The organism is Pseudomonas aylmerensis, from assembly GCF_001702265.1.
GTDB lineage: Bacteria > Pseudomonadota > Gammaproteobacteria > Pseudomonadales > Pseudomonadaceae > Aquipseudomonas > Aquipseudomonas aylmerensis.
Genome location: NZ_MAUE01000001.1, coordinates 48,157 through 63,886, shown reverse-complemented (window position 1 = coordinate 63,886; position 15,730 = coordinate 48,157). Strand labels below are relative to the sequence as shown.

Genomic DNA, 15,730 nt, shown 5'->3' with positions numbered 1-15,730 from the left:
TTTCAATGTGGGTCAGGCCACTCGCTTCGAGTACCCCTCTATCCAGTCCGCAAGCGATCGCACATCTGTTTCGAGTTGGGCGAGTTCGGGGGGGACCGCTGGAAGATCGTCTGCCTGAGAATGCTCATACACAGAGTATCGTGTCATCAAGTCGTCTATCAGATCACAATCCTCCTGAGTGATGTTACTTAGCCGACCGTGATAACGAGCAGGCTCAGCTCTACACCGAGATTCAAGCCCAGCTTCAGTTGCAGCTTCAGGCACGAGAAGAGGCCCGGCAACGAGCGGCCTTGTAGTCGCGATAATGCCCAAGGCCCCCAGTTCTACCCTCAGTGTGGGGCCAAAGAAACAGAGGCAAGCACGCTATGAAGCATTAGCATGCTCGCCAATGAAAGCGTCGCTTGATGTGGTTAGATCTTTGAGATCCGGTTGGTGAACGGGCGGGCAAAATCTAAAAGACTAGCTTTATGCGCAATTATGCAAAAAAACATAATTTGTCTGGAGAGATGGCCGGGCTGCGAGTAATGGGGTGTGCAGGACGCTTGGGTCGGCGGTTAGAAACGGCTGCCGACCCGAAACATCAACGCATTCGATCTTGAGTCATCGCCGAGTCCATATGAGCCCTGGTACGTCAGTCCAGTACTCACGCCCGATGACAGAAGGAAGTCTAATCCCAGCGCCACCGTCATGATGTTCTCGCTCTGCCCTACCGTTGAGATGGCATAGGTAGAATCGCTGACATCGGCATAGCCAACACGTGCAGTACTATCGCCGCTAAACGTATGGCTGTATTCGACTCGACCTCTCAGAGTAACGGCTGACTGCGTCAACGGTATGCCATATTGCCCGCGCACCCCACCAACGCCAGAAAACACTGTCATACGCTGCTCCGCGTAAGCCAGGTCATAGATGCCGCTACCGCTCTCGCGAAATCCGTCCAGCTTGGTCGAAGAAATATCCATGCGGCCATAAGGCGCGACCTTCCAATTCTCGTCCCGGAACTCATAGCCAGAACTCAGGGAGCCGAATATTTGATCTCCATCGCGGCTGCCCTTGGCGCGGCCTCCGTTATCGGTAACGTAGCGCCGACTATCGAATGACAAGCTGCTGTAGCCGAGTAAGCCGTCGACGAATATCCGTCCAGGATGCAAGCTGCCATACAACGCGGTGCTGAATGAGCGCCCCTTACTGCGACTATCCCGGGAACCAATATCGCTCGAATCACTTCCATAACCGAAGCCGATGCCGGCGGTGAAGGTATCGAAGAAACGATAGTCAGCACCCGCACTAACCCCCACCATCGTGCTGTCGAACTTGACGTCATCTCGATGAGTATCACTAACATTCACGTAACCGCCGCTCCACAACGCGAGGTTATCGTCTCCCAACCAACCATCCTGCTCACCTGCTGCAGCGTGCCGCTCAATTGCCGGAGCATCGTTACCGCTCAGCGACGACAGTGCCTGATACATCTCGGCAGCACTGGTATTTCCGGTGCGAGATGGGCGGGACTGCGGTAGACCCAACTGTAAATTGAAGCCTCTATTCCGCCGGCTTTCGTCGTCGTGCAACTGTTCAAGCCGATCATTGAAGTTGTCGATCTGCGCGCGAGCAAAGCGCGTGGAGCTCTGTGCTTGAGCGCCGACCATACCGATAACCTCTGGATCCTTGCTTGGATCGGATCGCCCGGTAATCTGCACGCTCAGCGCAATAGGTTGAGAAGTCCCCCAACGGTTGCTCAACGTGTAATGGATCACTGTCGCTCCCGAGGCCTGAGCGGCCGCAAGAAAAGTGAGGTTCATACCGTTCAGACTGACCTGTCCCATTGCTCTGGGTGGGATATCAAGCAATGAGGCTTGAGTAAATGGACCGCCGCTGATGTTATCGGTGAGATCAACCGTTAGTGACTGACCTGCCAACAAAGACGTACTACGATCCGCGCCACTTGGCACCGAGCCATTCACCGTCAGGCTATAGGGAACCTTCGCAGATGTGCCCGTATTATCGCTCACTGTTACCAAAACATTGGCCGTACCAGAGGTGGTCGGCATGCCACTGATGACGCCTGAGGATGCATCGATAATAAGCCCTGCTGGCAGGCCTGCCGCTACAAAATGATAGGGGGTGGCTCCGCCTGAAACACTAATGAGCTGCGAATAAGCGACACCAACTGTTGCACTGGGTAACTCCGACCCCGCCGGCGAAACTGTAAGCACTGACGGAGCGACAGTAATGCTGACCGTCGCTGCTGGTGATGTCCCCGAGGCATTACTGGCTGTGTATCGGAAGCTATCTGTGCCGGCGAAACCTACTACCGGTGTGTAGAAAATCGAAGTTCCACTGACTGCCGTCGAACCGTGTGATGGCGGTGTTACTACCGCCACAGCAGTTGCCGTCCCACCACTGATCGACAATGCGACCGCGCCGCTGCTGTTGGCAACAACGGTGGTTGAGACTGGATTCGCAACGGGTAGTGCTCCAGCCGCAACATTCAACGTGTAGTTCGCACTTCCGGTTGCGCCATGGCTATCTGTCACCGTAACAGACAAATTGAAAGTGCCTGTACCAGTAGGCGAGCCACTGAGCAGTCCACTGATTGAGTCCAGGTTCATACCTACGGGAAGGCCCGAACCGACGTAACTGTAGGGAGCCGAACCGCCGGATGCGCTGAAAGATTGGCTGTAAGTGCCGCCGACCTGCGCCGACGTCAACGTGCCTGAAGTCGGTGTCAGAACAAGTGTCGGCGATGTGACGGTCAAAGTGACCACTGCCGGCGCAGATGTGCCAGAACCATTGCTTGCTGTATAGGTAAAACTGTCGACGCCTGAATAACCTGCATTCGGCGTATAGGTGATTGAAGTACCGCTAGCCACGGCAATGCCATGCATCGGTGCAGACGCTACCGTTACAAATGTCGCTGTGCCTCCCGACAACGCGACGGAAACAGCATTACTGGTATTGGCCGAAACGGTGGCGGAGACTGGATTGGCGACAGGTAACGCAGCAGCAGCAACATTCAACGTGTAGTTGGCACTACCGGTGGCACCGAAATGATCGGTAGCGGTAACAGACAAATTATAGGTACCGCTGCTGCTCGGGATGCCGCTGAGGTGCCCATTGGAGGGATCAAAAATAAGACCTGGCGGAACTCCCGTAGCCACATAACTGTAGGGTGCTGTACCGCTCGAAGCACTGAAGAACTGATTGTACGCAACACCCATCTGACCAGAGTTTAGTGTTCCGGCCGCCGGCGACAGCGCTAACAGTGGCGCCGTCACTGTAACTGTCACCGTGGCAGACTGTGAGTTACCAGCTCCATTGCTAAGGGTGTACTGGAAGCTATCTACCCCTGAATAGCCGGCTGTAGGTGTGTAATAAATCGATGTACCTGTCGCTACTGCGTTGCCATGAGACGCATTTACGGACACCGCAGCCGACGTATAAGCGCCTCCTGAGTTGGACAGCGTGACAATGTTATTCGAACTGTTGGCCGAGACAGTCGCCGTCACTGCATTCGAAATTGGGACTGCGACTGCTCGCAAGACGCTTACTGAATAGAGATTCGTGGTGGTGCCGTCTTGGGCTGTGACGGAAATGCTGATCGGATTTGTGCCTTCACTTAGACCGATCGTGGGAGATGCCGCACCAGATACAACCGTATTGCTGCCTACATTAATCGTAGCATTGCCACTGCTGGCAATCGGCGTGAAGCCAATCGAAGAAACGCTGTTAGCAACAGAAATACTGTAACTGGTGGTACCTGGAGAAAATGATGGAGACAACGTGCCAGTCGACGGAATGAGATTGGAAAGCGTGGCGTCACTGGATACTGCCGACCCACAGGAAATCGACACTGCACTCAAGTATGTCCCAGCTTTGATGCTGACGAACGCGCCACCGGTCAACTGTGAGGATGTCGCACCACCAGTGTGACTACCTCCGCTACCGGTGTTGCTTCGGTAATCATAGTAGGCGGTAAACGTCGTCGGATTACGAAGAATGACCGAATCTGCAGAACTGGGATTGGAATTTCCGACGTTTGAACCGTTATCCGAAAACGAGACAGTCAAGGTATCACCAGGATCGAAAGATCCTGCAGCAAATGATCGCGAGAAAGACGTCGTACCGCTTTGGGCGTTCAAGGTTGTACACCCTGCGGAGAGGGCATATACCGATGGAGAGAAACCAAAAAGGGACGCCGTCGCTAGCAAAGTTAGCGCAAGATTTCTGGCAACCGCAGTGAAAATTAGCTTCCGTGTCAGGGACATTCCGACAAACCTGTTTCAAGCGCAATTGCCAGCCAAGTGAAGGGGGCTGTTCAGACTGCAATTTATTCTGGGATCAGCGTGTATCGGCAATGTGGCTCGAATCTGCAGAAATTTAGTAAAGCGGGTTTCGCATTCACGTCGAGGCATTGCACCAAGGGTCTTGAACCTGATAATGGCAATATGGCACTGTCAGTCGCAAATCTCAATCCGTAGAGAAGCGCTCATGGTCGACGACGTACTTGAAGATGGCGAAGGTTCGGAAAACCCAGAGGGAGGAAGGCCCCTCTCCAACGAACCGCCGCAACGGATGAGCAACGGATTCAAAGAACCGGATGATCTGGATGCTATCTCCGCTGACGACATCGATAAACGACTCGACCGTATCTTGCTGCGCAAGCATGCTTTGGATGTGCGCAAGATGGAGAAAGAAAGCGAGGCCGAAGCGGAGAAGTTCCGGAAAGAAGCGAAAGACAGGCGTGCGCAGTTGTTGAAGGCCGTCGAGGCATCAACGCCGGATTTGAGCGCGAAGCTGTTCGAGAAGATGGAAAGCCTTGAGCACGAAGGACACGAGTTCTCTCCTCAAGAAAAGGTCGCATTGCTTCAGGCGCAATTGGCTCCTCTAAAGGATGCGCAGGATTTTTTTGACCTGACAGTGGCTCAACGTGATGACTTACTCGATCGTGTTGGTTTTTACCGCGGTATCGTCCTCGATCCGTCGACGTCTATAGATGCCAGCTTTCGAGAAGTGCTCCGTCGCCCGGACTTCAGTGCGACACAGGTCGATAACAATGAACTGTCTCCAGCCACAGTGCTGTACAGGAAACCGCTGTTTTCCGGTTATTTTGAGAACCAATTCACCTTTTCTGAAGCGGTGCATCAAACGCAAAAAAGCGGAATATCCAACCTCTCCTTTTCGCTAGCAGTCGCCGGCGGAGCTATGACGACCGTCGGCGTCGGGATGGCAGCCAGCTATGCCAGCCAAGAGCAATCGAGTGCTGGAATGATTGGAAAGAGGTCGTACACCACGGCCAACTTCTTCCTACCCCGCATCGAATTGTCGTTCGACGAACATAAACCATGCGCCAGTCAGAGCTTTTTCGAAAAATGCCAGGCTGCCATGGACAAAGAAGACGACACCGAACAGTTCAAAGCTCTGAAAAAGGTGCTCGGGTATTACGGGCATTTCGTCTCGACGCGGACCCTAGTAGGAGGACGCCTTTTCGCAACGCAGTCGAAGGTATTTGACGGAAAGGAAGATAAATCCAGCCTGACTGAACGTTTCGCAGCGAAGGTTCAAGCTAGCCTCAGCGCACCGACAGTTGATGTGCAGTTGTCCGCATCTGCGGAAAAAAGCACTCAGGCGGACGAAAAGAACAAGTCCAGCAACGAATCGCAATCATCAACCTTCCATGCCGTCGGCGGTGAAGGCATCGTGGTTCAAGATGCGGCTCGATGGGCCGAATCGCTTTACGATTACAAACGCTGGGCAGCAGTTCAAAGAGAGAACCTGATTCCGAGCATCAACGTGTTACCGGATGAGTTATCCAGCAAGTGCTGGGCAATGTTGAAGCGCTATGCAAAAACTCAAACGAAACGCGCTCTGCTATTTGAGGAAAACGCGTGGTTCCTTTTTTATGGCGAATATGGAGATTCCGTAGGCTGCCTGGCCAAGGATATCTACTTCACGATTGGCAACAAAAATAACGACGCACTATTGAGCTTGGCATCCGACACCGAGCTTGAAGGAACTGCCATCGTCTGGAAAAAAAGTGAAGATGCGCCAGAGCGATCACAGCTGTGGCGTATGACTGCCGAAGGCCACATAGTGAGCCTGGTCACACGTAAGGCTGGCGCGTGGGGCGCCCGCGGGGATATCACTTTCGCCATCACTCCCGAAAAGGCCTCTGGTACCCAAGATGCCGTTTATACGCTAATCGCCCATCAGCTTGGTAAAGCAGATAACCAAATCTGGGAATCAGCAGGCTCCGGTGAAATCACCAATGTCGGGATTGGGAAAAACCACGCACTGCTTGCTGCAGCGGAAAATAAAATTCTACTGAAAGCACGAACAGATAACACCCGTAATGATCGACTATGGCAACTGGACGAGATACCCCTCTATTTTGTCGACAACCTAATCAAAGCCGCTAACGAAGACACTGCTCCACTCTGGTTCAAACTTCGGCTAGCCGACGGCGGTCCGGTTCTTTCGATCAATGGCGGCGAAGGCCTGGAGTCTGTGCTTTCGACTTCACAATGTTCGGTAGTTACACAACCTGACATCAATGGTGCACATCAAATATGGCAACTGGATGCGAAAGGACGGTTGATCTCAGCTGTAAAAGCGCAGGATGCTGGGAGCTTCATGGATCTACTATTGTCAGCCGACCTTAAAACCAAAGCCCTGGTTGTGAGCCCAGAGTCACCCAATTTTGCCCAGCGATGGACATTGCAAAACGACCAGCTAATCGTGTCACGTCATTCAGAGCTGGCGGATTTGGTAATCGCGGCCGGTAATGACTCCAACAACGCGAAAACTGGTAACCCTTTAGCCATGAGGGTCAGTGGTACAGCTTCTAAACAGAAGTGGACGAAAGTCACAGTTGGGAAGAGCCTGGGATACACCAGCTACAAGCAAATAGTAGCCAATTCGCAGCGAAGTAATGAATGGGCGAAGATGATAGATCGGCGAGAGTTAATTATCGCGGGAAATCTGACTTCGCTTGCGCTTAAGCTCATCAAACGTGGTGGTTTTTGGTCAATCAATGAAGGCTATGCCGTTCAGCTGACGATAGGTGTTTCGCGGGAAAATGCTAAGCCCGCCTATGAAACCCATAATGAGCCGGATGATGATCAAGTGTTAGAAATCACTTCCGATTCTGTCACGGGTATCGACACTCAGTTTCTATACTTACCCGAGGAGCCGATACACGCAATCAAGCTCGATGTAAAGCCCAAAAGCAAGCGACTTTGCTTTCAATACAAATTGAAGCCGGATAGTGCTTGGACCTTTGTGGCAGATGATGCATCGGACGAGCCTCAACAGCTGAGTGTTTCCAGTACCTTCCTTTCCAATATAGAGTCACCGGATAATCAGGGCCTTCTGGCCATCGGGCTTCACTTCGATGCTGCATCCGGTGTCTTATCGCCCAAAGCAATCTATAGAAACTAATATTTGGAATGGCGTTCATTATTTATTGAACGCCATTCTGTAATGGAGTCGGTGAAATGCCAGATTCAGTTTATTACCCCGGAGCCAAAAACGCTCTCAACCTTCTGGAGAAAATGCTAATTTCTACGCAGGAACTCCCGGAAACGCCGGCAAACAAAAAGTCACGAGACTGGCTGTTGGACAAACACAATGGTTGGGAAAATTCGATAACTGGCATAGCAATGGGGTATTACGTAGAATCCGCAAAAGGCCTAAAACATCTTAAGAAAAAAAATTTCGCAGGAGGCTTTTCTGAAAAAGTTAATAACAAGGTCGTCAAAAAAAACCGCGGTGACATTACAACAACAACCAATAAATACAACGAGGAGGGAAAAAGCCAAGGAAAGGTTATTCAGCTGAAACATACCATTTGCGATACACCATCAGCAGTAAATAATGCCATCAGAGATGCGTTCACTCAATTATCCGGCCAAAAAGGTGAAATGCCATTAGCAGACGACATTTTAATTGCGGATATTTTCATTGCAAGTCCGAACAACGCATGGCCACTTGACAGGAGCGGGACAACTGATGGGGAAACATGGATTGCCCACAATTATCCGTTTTTAATATCCCAGTTCGTAGAGAAAGTTAAAATAAGAATTACCAATCACTTGCTTCTTGATGATTATAAAAAAAATTACGCCGAAGCCAAAGAGAAAAGAGATATTGAGCTTCAATGCAAAAAAGCAAAGCGCGCATTTAGCGAGCTCTATATTCCTGGCGAAACTTTTCATACTGCTGGTTTGTTTGATTCGGATGTCGGTACTCCCACCGCGCTTTCCGGTTCAATGCCTAATAAGTTATTACGAAAAAACGACAAGGCATCCCAAAAAGCCCGTTCTGATGTACTCGCTGCGGAAAACCTCATAAAAGAACCATCCCCCGTATCCACGAAAAATAAATCTAATAAATCTAATAAATCTGTCGGACAAAAAGATCTTACCGATTACCCAACATTGGTACTGAAATTAAACTTCACGACCGGTCGAAAAATACTATTTGAAAATCAACAAGAACCCACCATAGTGAATAAAATAGTTTTATCTGTACGCTGGACCAGTGGAGAGCTGTCCGTCCAGTTCGTCCGAGAAAAACCAGTAAGCTAGGATACGCAAGATGGCATTTCTGAATAGTCAACTGTACGAACATCAGACGTTGATTATATAGGGAGATAAAAATAAATTTGCATTTTCTAGCCGGTTGGCAGCCCCCCCCTCGCTATTTTTTTAGATTTTTAGTGTAAGCGTCCGGCGAACTCGCCTTCCAACTCCAGCATTAAGGGGAATGGTGTCTGTAGCGTTTAAGTAATCCCGGGCATGACGTTATTTTTTATCGGCCTGAGGTGGGGCAGCCCATCGTTGAACTGAACCGGTGCTCTCTCAAGCCGTCATGTCGCTCACATTAAGTATGGAAATACTGTAGTGCGGCGACAGGCAACCTGCTTTAGATGTGGAGAAGAGGAAGTTTTCCATAGGACAGAGTTCGCCCTTTCTTAAAATTGCTTTTACGGACATTAAGGCGCTCATCTCAGTCAGTCCCATTAATATCGAGAACGCCTTATCTATTCGAAATCCCAAAGTGGGTTCAGCAATCACCACCACGAACCAAAGAAATCTTTGTCTCAGTTCATTCTTTGTTTTCTCATTTATTTCCTTTTGTACCAGTAGCCGTAACTCGAGCGATGCAGCGAGCAACAATTCTGACTCCAAAAGGCCGGCGAAGAAGCCATTTGCTCTAAGTGATGCGTTGATTGCCATGACCTGTAATTACTGGTTTAAGCCAAATCATTTAAAAGAGACGTCGGTATAATCAGCCACAGTTAGGCATAGCTGGCCATCAGAGCCGAGAAGGCGATGATAGGTAGGTAGTGGAGAAAACGCATTCCTGCCCAGGGATCCTACTGGCGTCCAGGAGGATTGCGTTCCCTGGCTTCGTTAGCATCTTTGAGTGTCCGCTTTTGGCCGAAAGCCGCCGTTCGTGAGCGGCAGCTATCGGCCGAAGCGGCCAGTCAAGGGGGGGCGGACACGGACGTAAATCGACGGGAGAGCAACAACTTCCCTCGAGCATTGATGAAATCAACCGGATCTGTATCTATTGGCTTCCTTGTTACCTTGGTACGATTCCACCCCGCCCTCGTCCGAGATAATCCCATGCAGCTCACCGACATCCCATTTGGGACCACCAATTGGTAGAAAATAGAAGCGACTGCCCACCCTGGCGAAACCGGCACGGCACACTGACGCACTTGCCAATTCGGTAATGCAAGAGACCCCGCCTTGGTGGCCTTGCTCCGGGCCGGGGGAGGTGCTTTCCACAGACAGATTTTATGAACTCGTCGTTTTCGCTTAGCCCATCAAACCAGCTTGCCTAGGCCGCCCATACACCCACTTCTAGGCTAATACCATATGTGGGGTTCGTTGGGATCCTGGGTCACCCTGAGTCGTTCGAGATTCATGACATTGAGCGTGGTATCGCCGTTGACACGCCGCTTGATCTTACCCACGCGTCCTTGGATCGCGATCGGGTATTGAGTCGAACTCTTTGAGACGGCGTAGTGGGCCTCCATTTGCCGGGCATGGTCGAAGTAGAACTGATTCCAGCCAACGGTATTGCCTGCAAACACTGGTTCTAGGTGCTCGTCGATGTCAGCGTCTTCGTCGCACATTGCGCGCAGTCTGAGGACGCTTTGTGCGGTATTGATATAGGAGGACAACCGATTGGATGATGGTGTGTAGGTTCAGATGGCAGTAGAGGATGTCTCACCACCGTCATCTTTCTTGAGTCGTCTAGCATTTGCTTTCAACTCTTCTGTCACCGCGACCGACGCATGCGGAAGCGGTTTTTCTGGACGCTTTCGACCAGGCAGTTAGAGGTGCTGGCGAGCTCAACGATTTGCTTATCAACACCGAAACGACAGTTGGGGCCATGCGTTCCATTCGCTTGCGGGCGGAAGCAGGCCCGAACCTTAGAGGTTTTGTAGTAGCAGCCCCGAGTGAAGGAATTGACATGAATTACTGTTGCGTCGCACCGTTCACACTTCAGAGCATTTGTACCCATGCTCTTGGCATAGGTGCCCGCACTGAGGTGGATATTCCCGCCAGGCTGTTGTAGCAACTGGCTGGTGCCTTCACCAATCCCTAGGATTACAGGCCTATGGTCGGGTGAGCTATGTTGAAATCTTTATGATGGTCGAACTCGACCTGTATTGCCTGAGGCGGCGGCCCTTGAAACGTGACATGTCAGCAATCCTTAACTATTTGATGGCTCCATTCTCACTTCACGACTGGCCGTGTCAGAACCGCACTTTCCCATTTTACAGAATTTAGTGATGCCGATGGTCAGTGGGTGTCTGCGACGAGGACTCCAGATGGAGAAGCTGAGCAGGGGGTGATCCCCAGAATCGTGCAGGTGGCTCGACGACTCAATGGGTCGGATATTTAACAAGCAAAGCACTATCGCAGAGAGGAAAAGTACAGAGTGGGCGGTTTTCCCAAAGCTTTCTTGAACATCGTGATAAAGGCGTTAACAGAGTCATAGCCCAGGATGCCTGCCACATGCTGCACGGATACGCCTTCTGCCAGATGACTCAGTGCGATCATCAGATGCAGTTGCTGGCGCCAGCGTCCGAAGCTCAGCCCAGTCGTACTTTCCACAAGTCTGGCTAGCGTTCGCTCACTCGTTGCAAGCCGATTGGCCCACTCGCGCAACGTGGTTCGGTCACCGGGGTCTGCAAAGAGCGTATCCGCGATTTGTTTGATCTTGGGGTGGTCGGATATCGGCAAATGCAGCTCTTTCAGCGGAGCATCGGAAAGCTGCTCAAGCAGTACTGCAACCAGCCGCGCAGTTTTACCCTCGCAAAGACAGGAGGGTTCCTGCTCTGCGAGGTGAAGGATCATCTCGCGGACAATGGGGGTAATGGCAACCGTACAGCAGGCGTCAGGCATCTCTGCTGCATCGGGTTCAACAAACAAAAAACAAGTGCGGGCGTTTTCGGTCATGCGGCAACTGTGCGGCGTGCCGCCGGGAATCCATACCGCATGTTGGGGAGGCACAAGCCAAAGTGCGTTCTGCACCTCACAGCTCACCGCTCCGTGCAAAGACAGGACTAGCTGGCCTTTCCGATGATCATGGGCGCGGGCAACCGAATCATTGGGGGCAGGCGCAACCTTGAGCGCAATCGCAGCCTGAGCGAAGAGATTTGAATCGAAATCTTCCGGCGAGGTAACGACATTTTTTGAGCTTGGCATAATTTAGGTATCAGGTGTCTTGATATCTATATTAGATAATTCTGAAGCTCTCTACAGTGGTCTTCTTTTCAGAGGACAGCTACAGAATATGTCAGATACAAAAAACAAGTGGCATGCCATCGCGCTCGTCGCGGGCATTCTGCTCATTGCCGTAAACCTACGCGCTCCCTTTACGGGCATCGCCCCTGTTTTACCGCTCATTCAGAATGACTTTGGCTTAAGCGCCTCAGCTCTAGGCCTGCTTACTTCACTACCACTTCTGGCTTTTGCCGCCTTTTCCCCGCTTAGCGCTTCGGTTGCCCGCAGGTTCGGCATTGAACGCACGCTTTTCGGTGCACTGTTGGTCATTTCAGCAGGCATCCTGCTGCGCTCGGCAGGCAGCGCATGGGCGTTGTATGCCGGTACGGTATTGATAGGCACCGGGATCGCACTGGGCAACGTGCTATTGCCTGGCCTGATCAAACGCGACTTCTCGACGAAGATGGCGTCTGTGACGGGCGCTTACTCCATCACGATGGGGGCAGCAGGTGCTGCCGGTTCCGCCGTTATCATTCCGCTGACCCAATCATGGGGATGGCCGATTGCCCTGAGTTTGTTGATAGCAGCCCCGCTGTTGGCGCTGATTGTGTGGCTACCCCAGTTGAAAAAACACGAACATATTGTTCTGTCCGGCCCCAAACAAGCGGCAACCGTGAACGTCTGGAGTTCACCGCTGGCGTGGCAGGTCACACTGTTTATGGGCCTGAACGCGATGCCTTTTTACGTCGCCGTAGGCTGGCTGCCGACCATGCTGATGGATCATGGTATATCCCCGGAGCAAGCTGGCATGGTACACGGCACGCTGCAATTGACCACCGCCATTCCCGGCTTGATTCTGGCGGCCACGCTTCGCCGTCTCAAAGACCAGAAACTGGCAGCCGCTACCGTTAGCCTGTTAACCGCCTCATCTTTGATCGGGCTCATTTACGCACCAAGCTACGCCATGTTGTGGGCAGCTTTCCTGGGCTTCGGCTCTGGCGCTAGCATGATGCTTGGCCTGACGTTCATTGGCTTGCGTACAAAAAATGCCGGCGACACGGCGGCACTATCAGGAATGGCGCAGTGTGTGGGTTATCTGATGGCGGCCACAGGCCCATTGCTACTGGGCCAACTGCACGACTGGACTGATGGCTGGACAGCACCGCTGTTGATCACAGCGGCAATCGCCGTTGCCGGCGCATCCACCGGCATGCTGGCCGGGCGCAATGTTCAACTCGAACCCACTCATTACAGAAGCACGCCCATGCAACACAGCTAGGCCAGCAAACATGGCAAATACGTGTCGATCGCCACCGAGCGGCCCTATCACGATCCTCATCGTCGGTGATTAAGCCTCGCGAGCAACGTACTGATCATCAACGGTGCCAAGCCATTTCTCATCTCCAAGGGAGAACTAAACAATACGTTCGCCACACTGGCCGCCGAGCACTTCGCTGCGCTTGGCTACTCGTCGCTATTGGCGCACCAGCTGAATATTCGAGCCTGTTTGTTCAGCCCTGCAGCCACTGAACTCAGGCTGAATCCCCGTCACGAACGAGCTCGGAGATCCAGTCAGCGAATGCGCTCACGGCTGGCGAAAGAAAGCGCTGATGCGGGTATAACAGGTGCACAGGAATCGAAGCCGGTTGCCAGTCAGCAAGTACTTCCACCAACCGCCCTTCTCGCAGGTGCTCGGAAACCACGTTCTCGGCGAGTTGCGCCAGCCCAAAGCCTTCAAGGCACAATTTTATGTAGAGCCCAGTCTCGTTGACGGCTGTTGTTCCGTTCACCTGAACCGAGAGCTTTTCAGAGCCACTGGCGAAGCGCATTTCGCCCGCGTGCCTTGCGTGGCCCGAAAAGTAATGGATGGCCCGGTGGTGTGACAAATCCAGTGGTGTTTGCGGAGTACCGTTTTCTTCGAGATAGGCAACAGATGCACAGGTCACCCAGCGAAATCGGCCAAGGGGGCGCGCAACAAGCGTTGAATCGTCGAGCTCGCCTGTGCGAATGACGCAATCTACACCCTCTTGAACAAGGTCAACCTGCCGATCGCTGACGCCGATCATTAGGTAGATATCTGGGTAGCGCATGTAAAAAGCTTGCAGATGTGGCATGACGATGAAGTGTGCAATGCCGCCCGGCATATCAACCCGCAAACGTCCCTGTGGCCGTTTTACGGAATCCGTCAGACTAGTCTCTGTGTGTTCTATCAGCTCCAATATTTCCCGGCATTGCGCCAGATACTGTGCGCCCTCAGGCGTCAGACTAACCCGCCGCGTGGTTCTGTTGAGCAAGCGCACCTGCAGGTACTTCTCAAGATTCTTGACGGTGCTGGTAACCGTCGAGGCCGGCAAAGAGAGCGTCTGCGCCGCCTGGATAAAGCTTCCTGCCTCAGCCACACGGACGAATACCTGCATCGCTTGAATACGATCCATGACTGTTAGCAGCCTCAAAGCAGTGACCGGGGAAAGCATTATTATTCGTCATTCTTGAATAATAAAAACAGTTTAATCATCTTTTTCCCGCAGTATCGCCTTGCGTACATTTCTTCCAACGAAATTGGAAGAGGTGTACTGAAATGGCTGAATACAACCGCAGCATTGTGCAGGCCCCAGTCGCTCCGGCCGCACGCACACTTATCCGCGGCGCCACTGTACTGAGCATGGATGGCGACATCGGCAATCTGGCGCGTGGCGATATTCTTATCGAAGGCACCACCATCACGGCAATCGGTGAAAATCTCGAAGCCGGCGACTCTGTCGTGATTGAGGCATCCGGCATGATCGCTATGCCGGGCATGGTCGATACCCACCGTCACTCCTGGGAGGGGCAACTACGGCGAATAAATCCGAACGCCGCAACCCTGGAGGACTACTGCAACGCAACCCACTTCTCGTTCGCCAAATACTATCGCCCGGCGGACATGTATATCGGCAACCTCCTGAGCGCATTGGGCTGCATCGATGCCGGTATAACGACCTTGGTGGACAACTCGCATAACAGCCGCACGGGTGAGCACTCCGATGCCGCTGTCGAAGCGCTGCTCGATGCAGGCATACGCGCCGTACACGCCTCGGGGGCGCCGGTTGCGGGTGAGTGGGACAAAGCCCACTGGCCGGGCAATCTGGAGCGTCTGCAGGAAAAATACATCAAGAAAGGCGACAACCCGCTGCTCTCTCTGGCGGTGATGGCGCAGTTGGAGCCTGAGCTGTGGGCTGAGGCCCGACGCCTAGGGCTGCCTATCATCACCGAGTTCTTTGGCGGTGACATGGCGGCTGAGTTGGAAGGATTGCATCGCGAGGGGCTGCTGCGTTCCGACAACATCTTCAACCACTGCACCGCGCTGCCGGACGCCGGCTGGAAAATCCTTCGCGAGGCTGGCGTTCGGGTCAACGTATGCCCGCGTTCAGATGCCCACTACGGCATTGAAGATGGAATGTTCGCCATGCAGTCGGCCCAACGTCACGGTATCAGTCCAGGCCTGAGTGTCGATAACGAAACCTCCTACAGCGGTGACATGTTCATGGAGATGCGGGTGGCGTTCTACCTGCAGCGCGTCATGGGCATGCACCACCAGCGCTGCTGCGGTGAAGACCATCATCCGGTGGTGACCCTGCCCGCCCATGGTTTGCTCAAATCCGCCACCGTCGACGGCGCGGTCTGTGCCGGTTTACAGGACAAAATCGGCAGCCTGAGTCCCGGCAAGCAGGCTGACCTGATCCTGATAAACGCGCGGGACATCAACCTTTATCCGTCAGGCAATGCCTTCGGTACCGTGGTACATGCGGCAGAGCGCAGCAATGTCGACACCGTCATGATTGGCGGGCGTATCGTCAAGCGCGGTGGCAAGGTTTTAGGTGTGGATAGCGAAAGGCTGCGTGCGGCGATCAACGAGTCCCGTGAGCATCTGTTTGCTGCTGCAGGCTATCAGCCGGATATCTTTGCCGAGAAATTCCTGCCGCTTGAGTCAGCCAAGTAAGGAG

9 protein-coding genes are annotated in these 15,730 nt (G+C 52.8%); 4 read left to right on the top strand and 5 right to left on the bottom strand.

Going from position 1 to position 15,730, the window contains the following annotated elements:
* Positions 1-554: 554 nt before the first annotated feature.
* On the bottom strand, positions 555-4,268 hold the full coding sequence (locus tag BBG20_RS31475) for an autotransporter domain-containing protein (RefSeq protein ID WP_083221299.1): 3,714 nt from the start codon (positions 4,266-4,268) through the stop codon (positions 555-557).
* Between the two features lie 223 nt (positions 4,269-4,491).
* Between BBG20_RS31475 and BBG20_RS00270 the strand changes: the two genes are divergently transcribed.
* Positions 4,492-7,440 (top strand): RICIN domain-containing protein, encoded by a 2,949-nt coding sequence (locus BBG20_RS00270; protein WP_158267390.1) that lies wholly within the window; start codon positions 4,492-4,494, stop codon positions 7,438-7,440.
* A gap of 56 nt (positions 7,441-7,496) precedes the next feature.
* Positions 7,497-8,588, top strand: a complete 1,092-nt coding sequence (locus BBG20_RS32235) for a hypothetical protein (RefSeq protein WP_027614481.1) — start codon at positions 7,497-7,499, stop codon at positions 8,586-8,588.
* Between the two features lie 273 nt (positions 8,589-8,861).
* Here the strand turns inward: BBG20_RS32235 and BBG20_RS00265 are convergent, their stop codons facing one another.
* From BBG20_RS00265 to BBG20_RS00255, 3 genes are all read right to left on the bottom strand, one after another.
* On the bottom strand, positions 8,862-9,239 hold the full coding sequence (locus BBG20_RS00265) for a hypothetical protein (protein WP_027614482.1): 378 nt from the start codon (positions 9,237-9,239) through the stop codon (positions 8,862-8,864).
* Between the two features lie 638 nt (positions 9,240-9,877).
* Positions 9,878-10,147, bottom strand: a complete 270-nt coding sequence (locus BBG20_RS00260; protein ID WP_219738114.1) for a hypothetical protein — start codon at positions 10,145-10,147, stop codon at positions 9,878-9,880.
* A gap of 787 nt (positions 10,148-10,934) precedes the next feature.
* On the bottom strand, positions 10,935-11,729 hold the full coding sequence (locus BBG20_RS00255; protein WP_049827964.1) for an AraC family transcriptional regulator: 795 nt from the start codon (positions 11,727-11,729) through the stop codon (positions 10,935-10,937).
* An 88-nt stretch (positions 11,730-11,817) separates the two neighbouring features.
* Between BBG20_RS00255 and BBG20_RS00250 the strand changes: the two genes are divergently transcribed.
* Positions 11,818-13,026, top strand: a complete 1,209-nt coding sequence (locus BBG20_RS00250; RefSeq protein WP_027614485.1) for an MFS transporter — start codon at positions 11,818-11,820, stop codon at positions 13,024-13,026.
* A 253-nt stretch (positions 13,027-13,279) separates the two neighbouring features.
* On the opposite strand, the gene BBG20_RS00245 is transcribed toward BBG20_RS00250, so the two are convergent.
* The gene (locus tag BBG20_RS00245; protein ID WP_065899486.1) at positions 13,280-14,182 is read right to left on the bottom strand and encodes a LysR family transcriptional regulator; all 903 of its coding nucleotides are present in this window, start codon (positions 14,180-14,182) and stop codon (positions 13,280-13,282) included.
* A 143-nt stretch (positions 14,183-14,325) separates the two neighbouring features.
* On the opposite strand from BBG20_RS00245, the gene BBG20_RS00240 reads away from it, so the two are divergent.
* Positions 14,326-15,726, top strand: coding sequence for an amidohydrolase family protein (locus tag BBG20_RS00240; protein ID WP_027614487.1), 1,401 nt, complete (start codon positions 14,326-14,328; stop codon positions 15,724-15,726).
* Positions 15,727-15,730: the final 4 nt, after the last annotated feature.

Excerpts from the sequence above, each read along its gene's own strand:
- BBG20_RS31475 (WP_083221299.1), bottom strand. The coding sequence starts at position 4,268 with ATGTCCCTGACACGGAAGCTAATTTTCACTGCGGTTGCCAGAAATCTT.
- BBG20_RS00270 (WP_158267390.1), top strand. The coding sequence starts at position 4,492 with ATGGTCGACGACGTACTTGAAGATGGCGAAGGTTCGGAAAACCCAGAG.
- BBG20_RS32235 (WP_027614481.1), top strand. The coding sequence starts at position 7,497 with ATGCCAGATTCAGTTTATTACCCCGGAGCCAAAAACGCTCTCAACCTT.
- BBG20_RS00265 (WP_027614482.1), bottom strand. The coding sequence starts at position 9,239 with ATGGCAATCAACGCATCACTTAGAGCAAATGGCTTCTTCGCCGGCCTT.
- BBG20_RS00260 (WP_219738114.1), bottom strand. The coding sequence starts at position 10,147 with ATGTGCGACGAAGACGCTGACATCGACGAGCACCTAGAACCAGTGTTT.
- BBG20_RS00255 (WP_049827964.1), bottom strand. The coding sequence starts at position 11,729 with ATGCCAAGCTCAAAAAATGTCGTTACCTCGCCGGAAGATTTCGATTCA.
- BBG20_RS00250 (WP_027614485.1), top strand. The coding sequence starts at position 11,818 with ATGTCAGATACAAAAAACAAGTGGCATGCCATCGCGCTCGTCGCGGGC.
- BBG20_RS00245 (WP_065899486.1), bottom strand. The coding sequence starts at position 14,182 with ATGGATCGTATTCAAGCGATGCAGGTATTCGTCCGTGTGGCTGAGGCA.
- BBG20_RS00240 (WP_027614487.1), top strand. The coding sequence starts at position 14,326 with ATGGCTGAATACAACCGCAGCATTGTGCAGGCCCCAGTCGCTCCGGCC.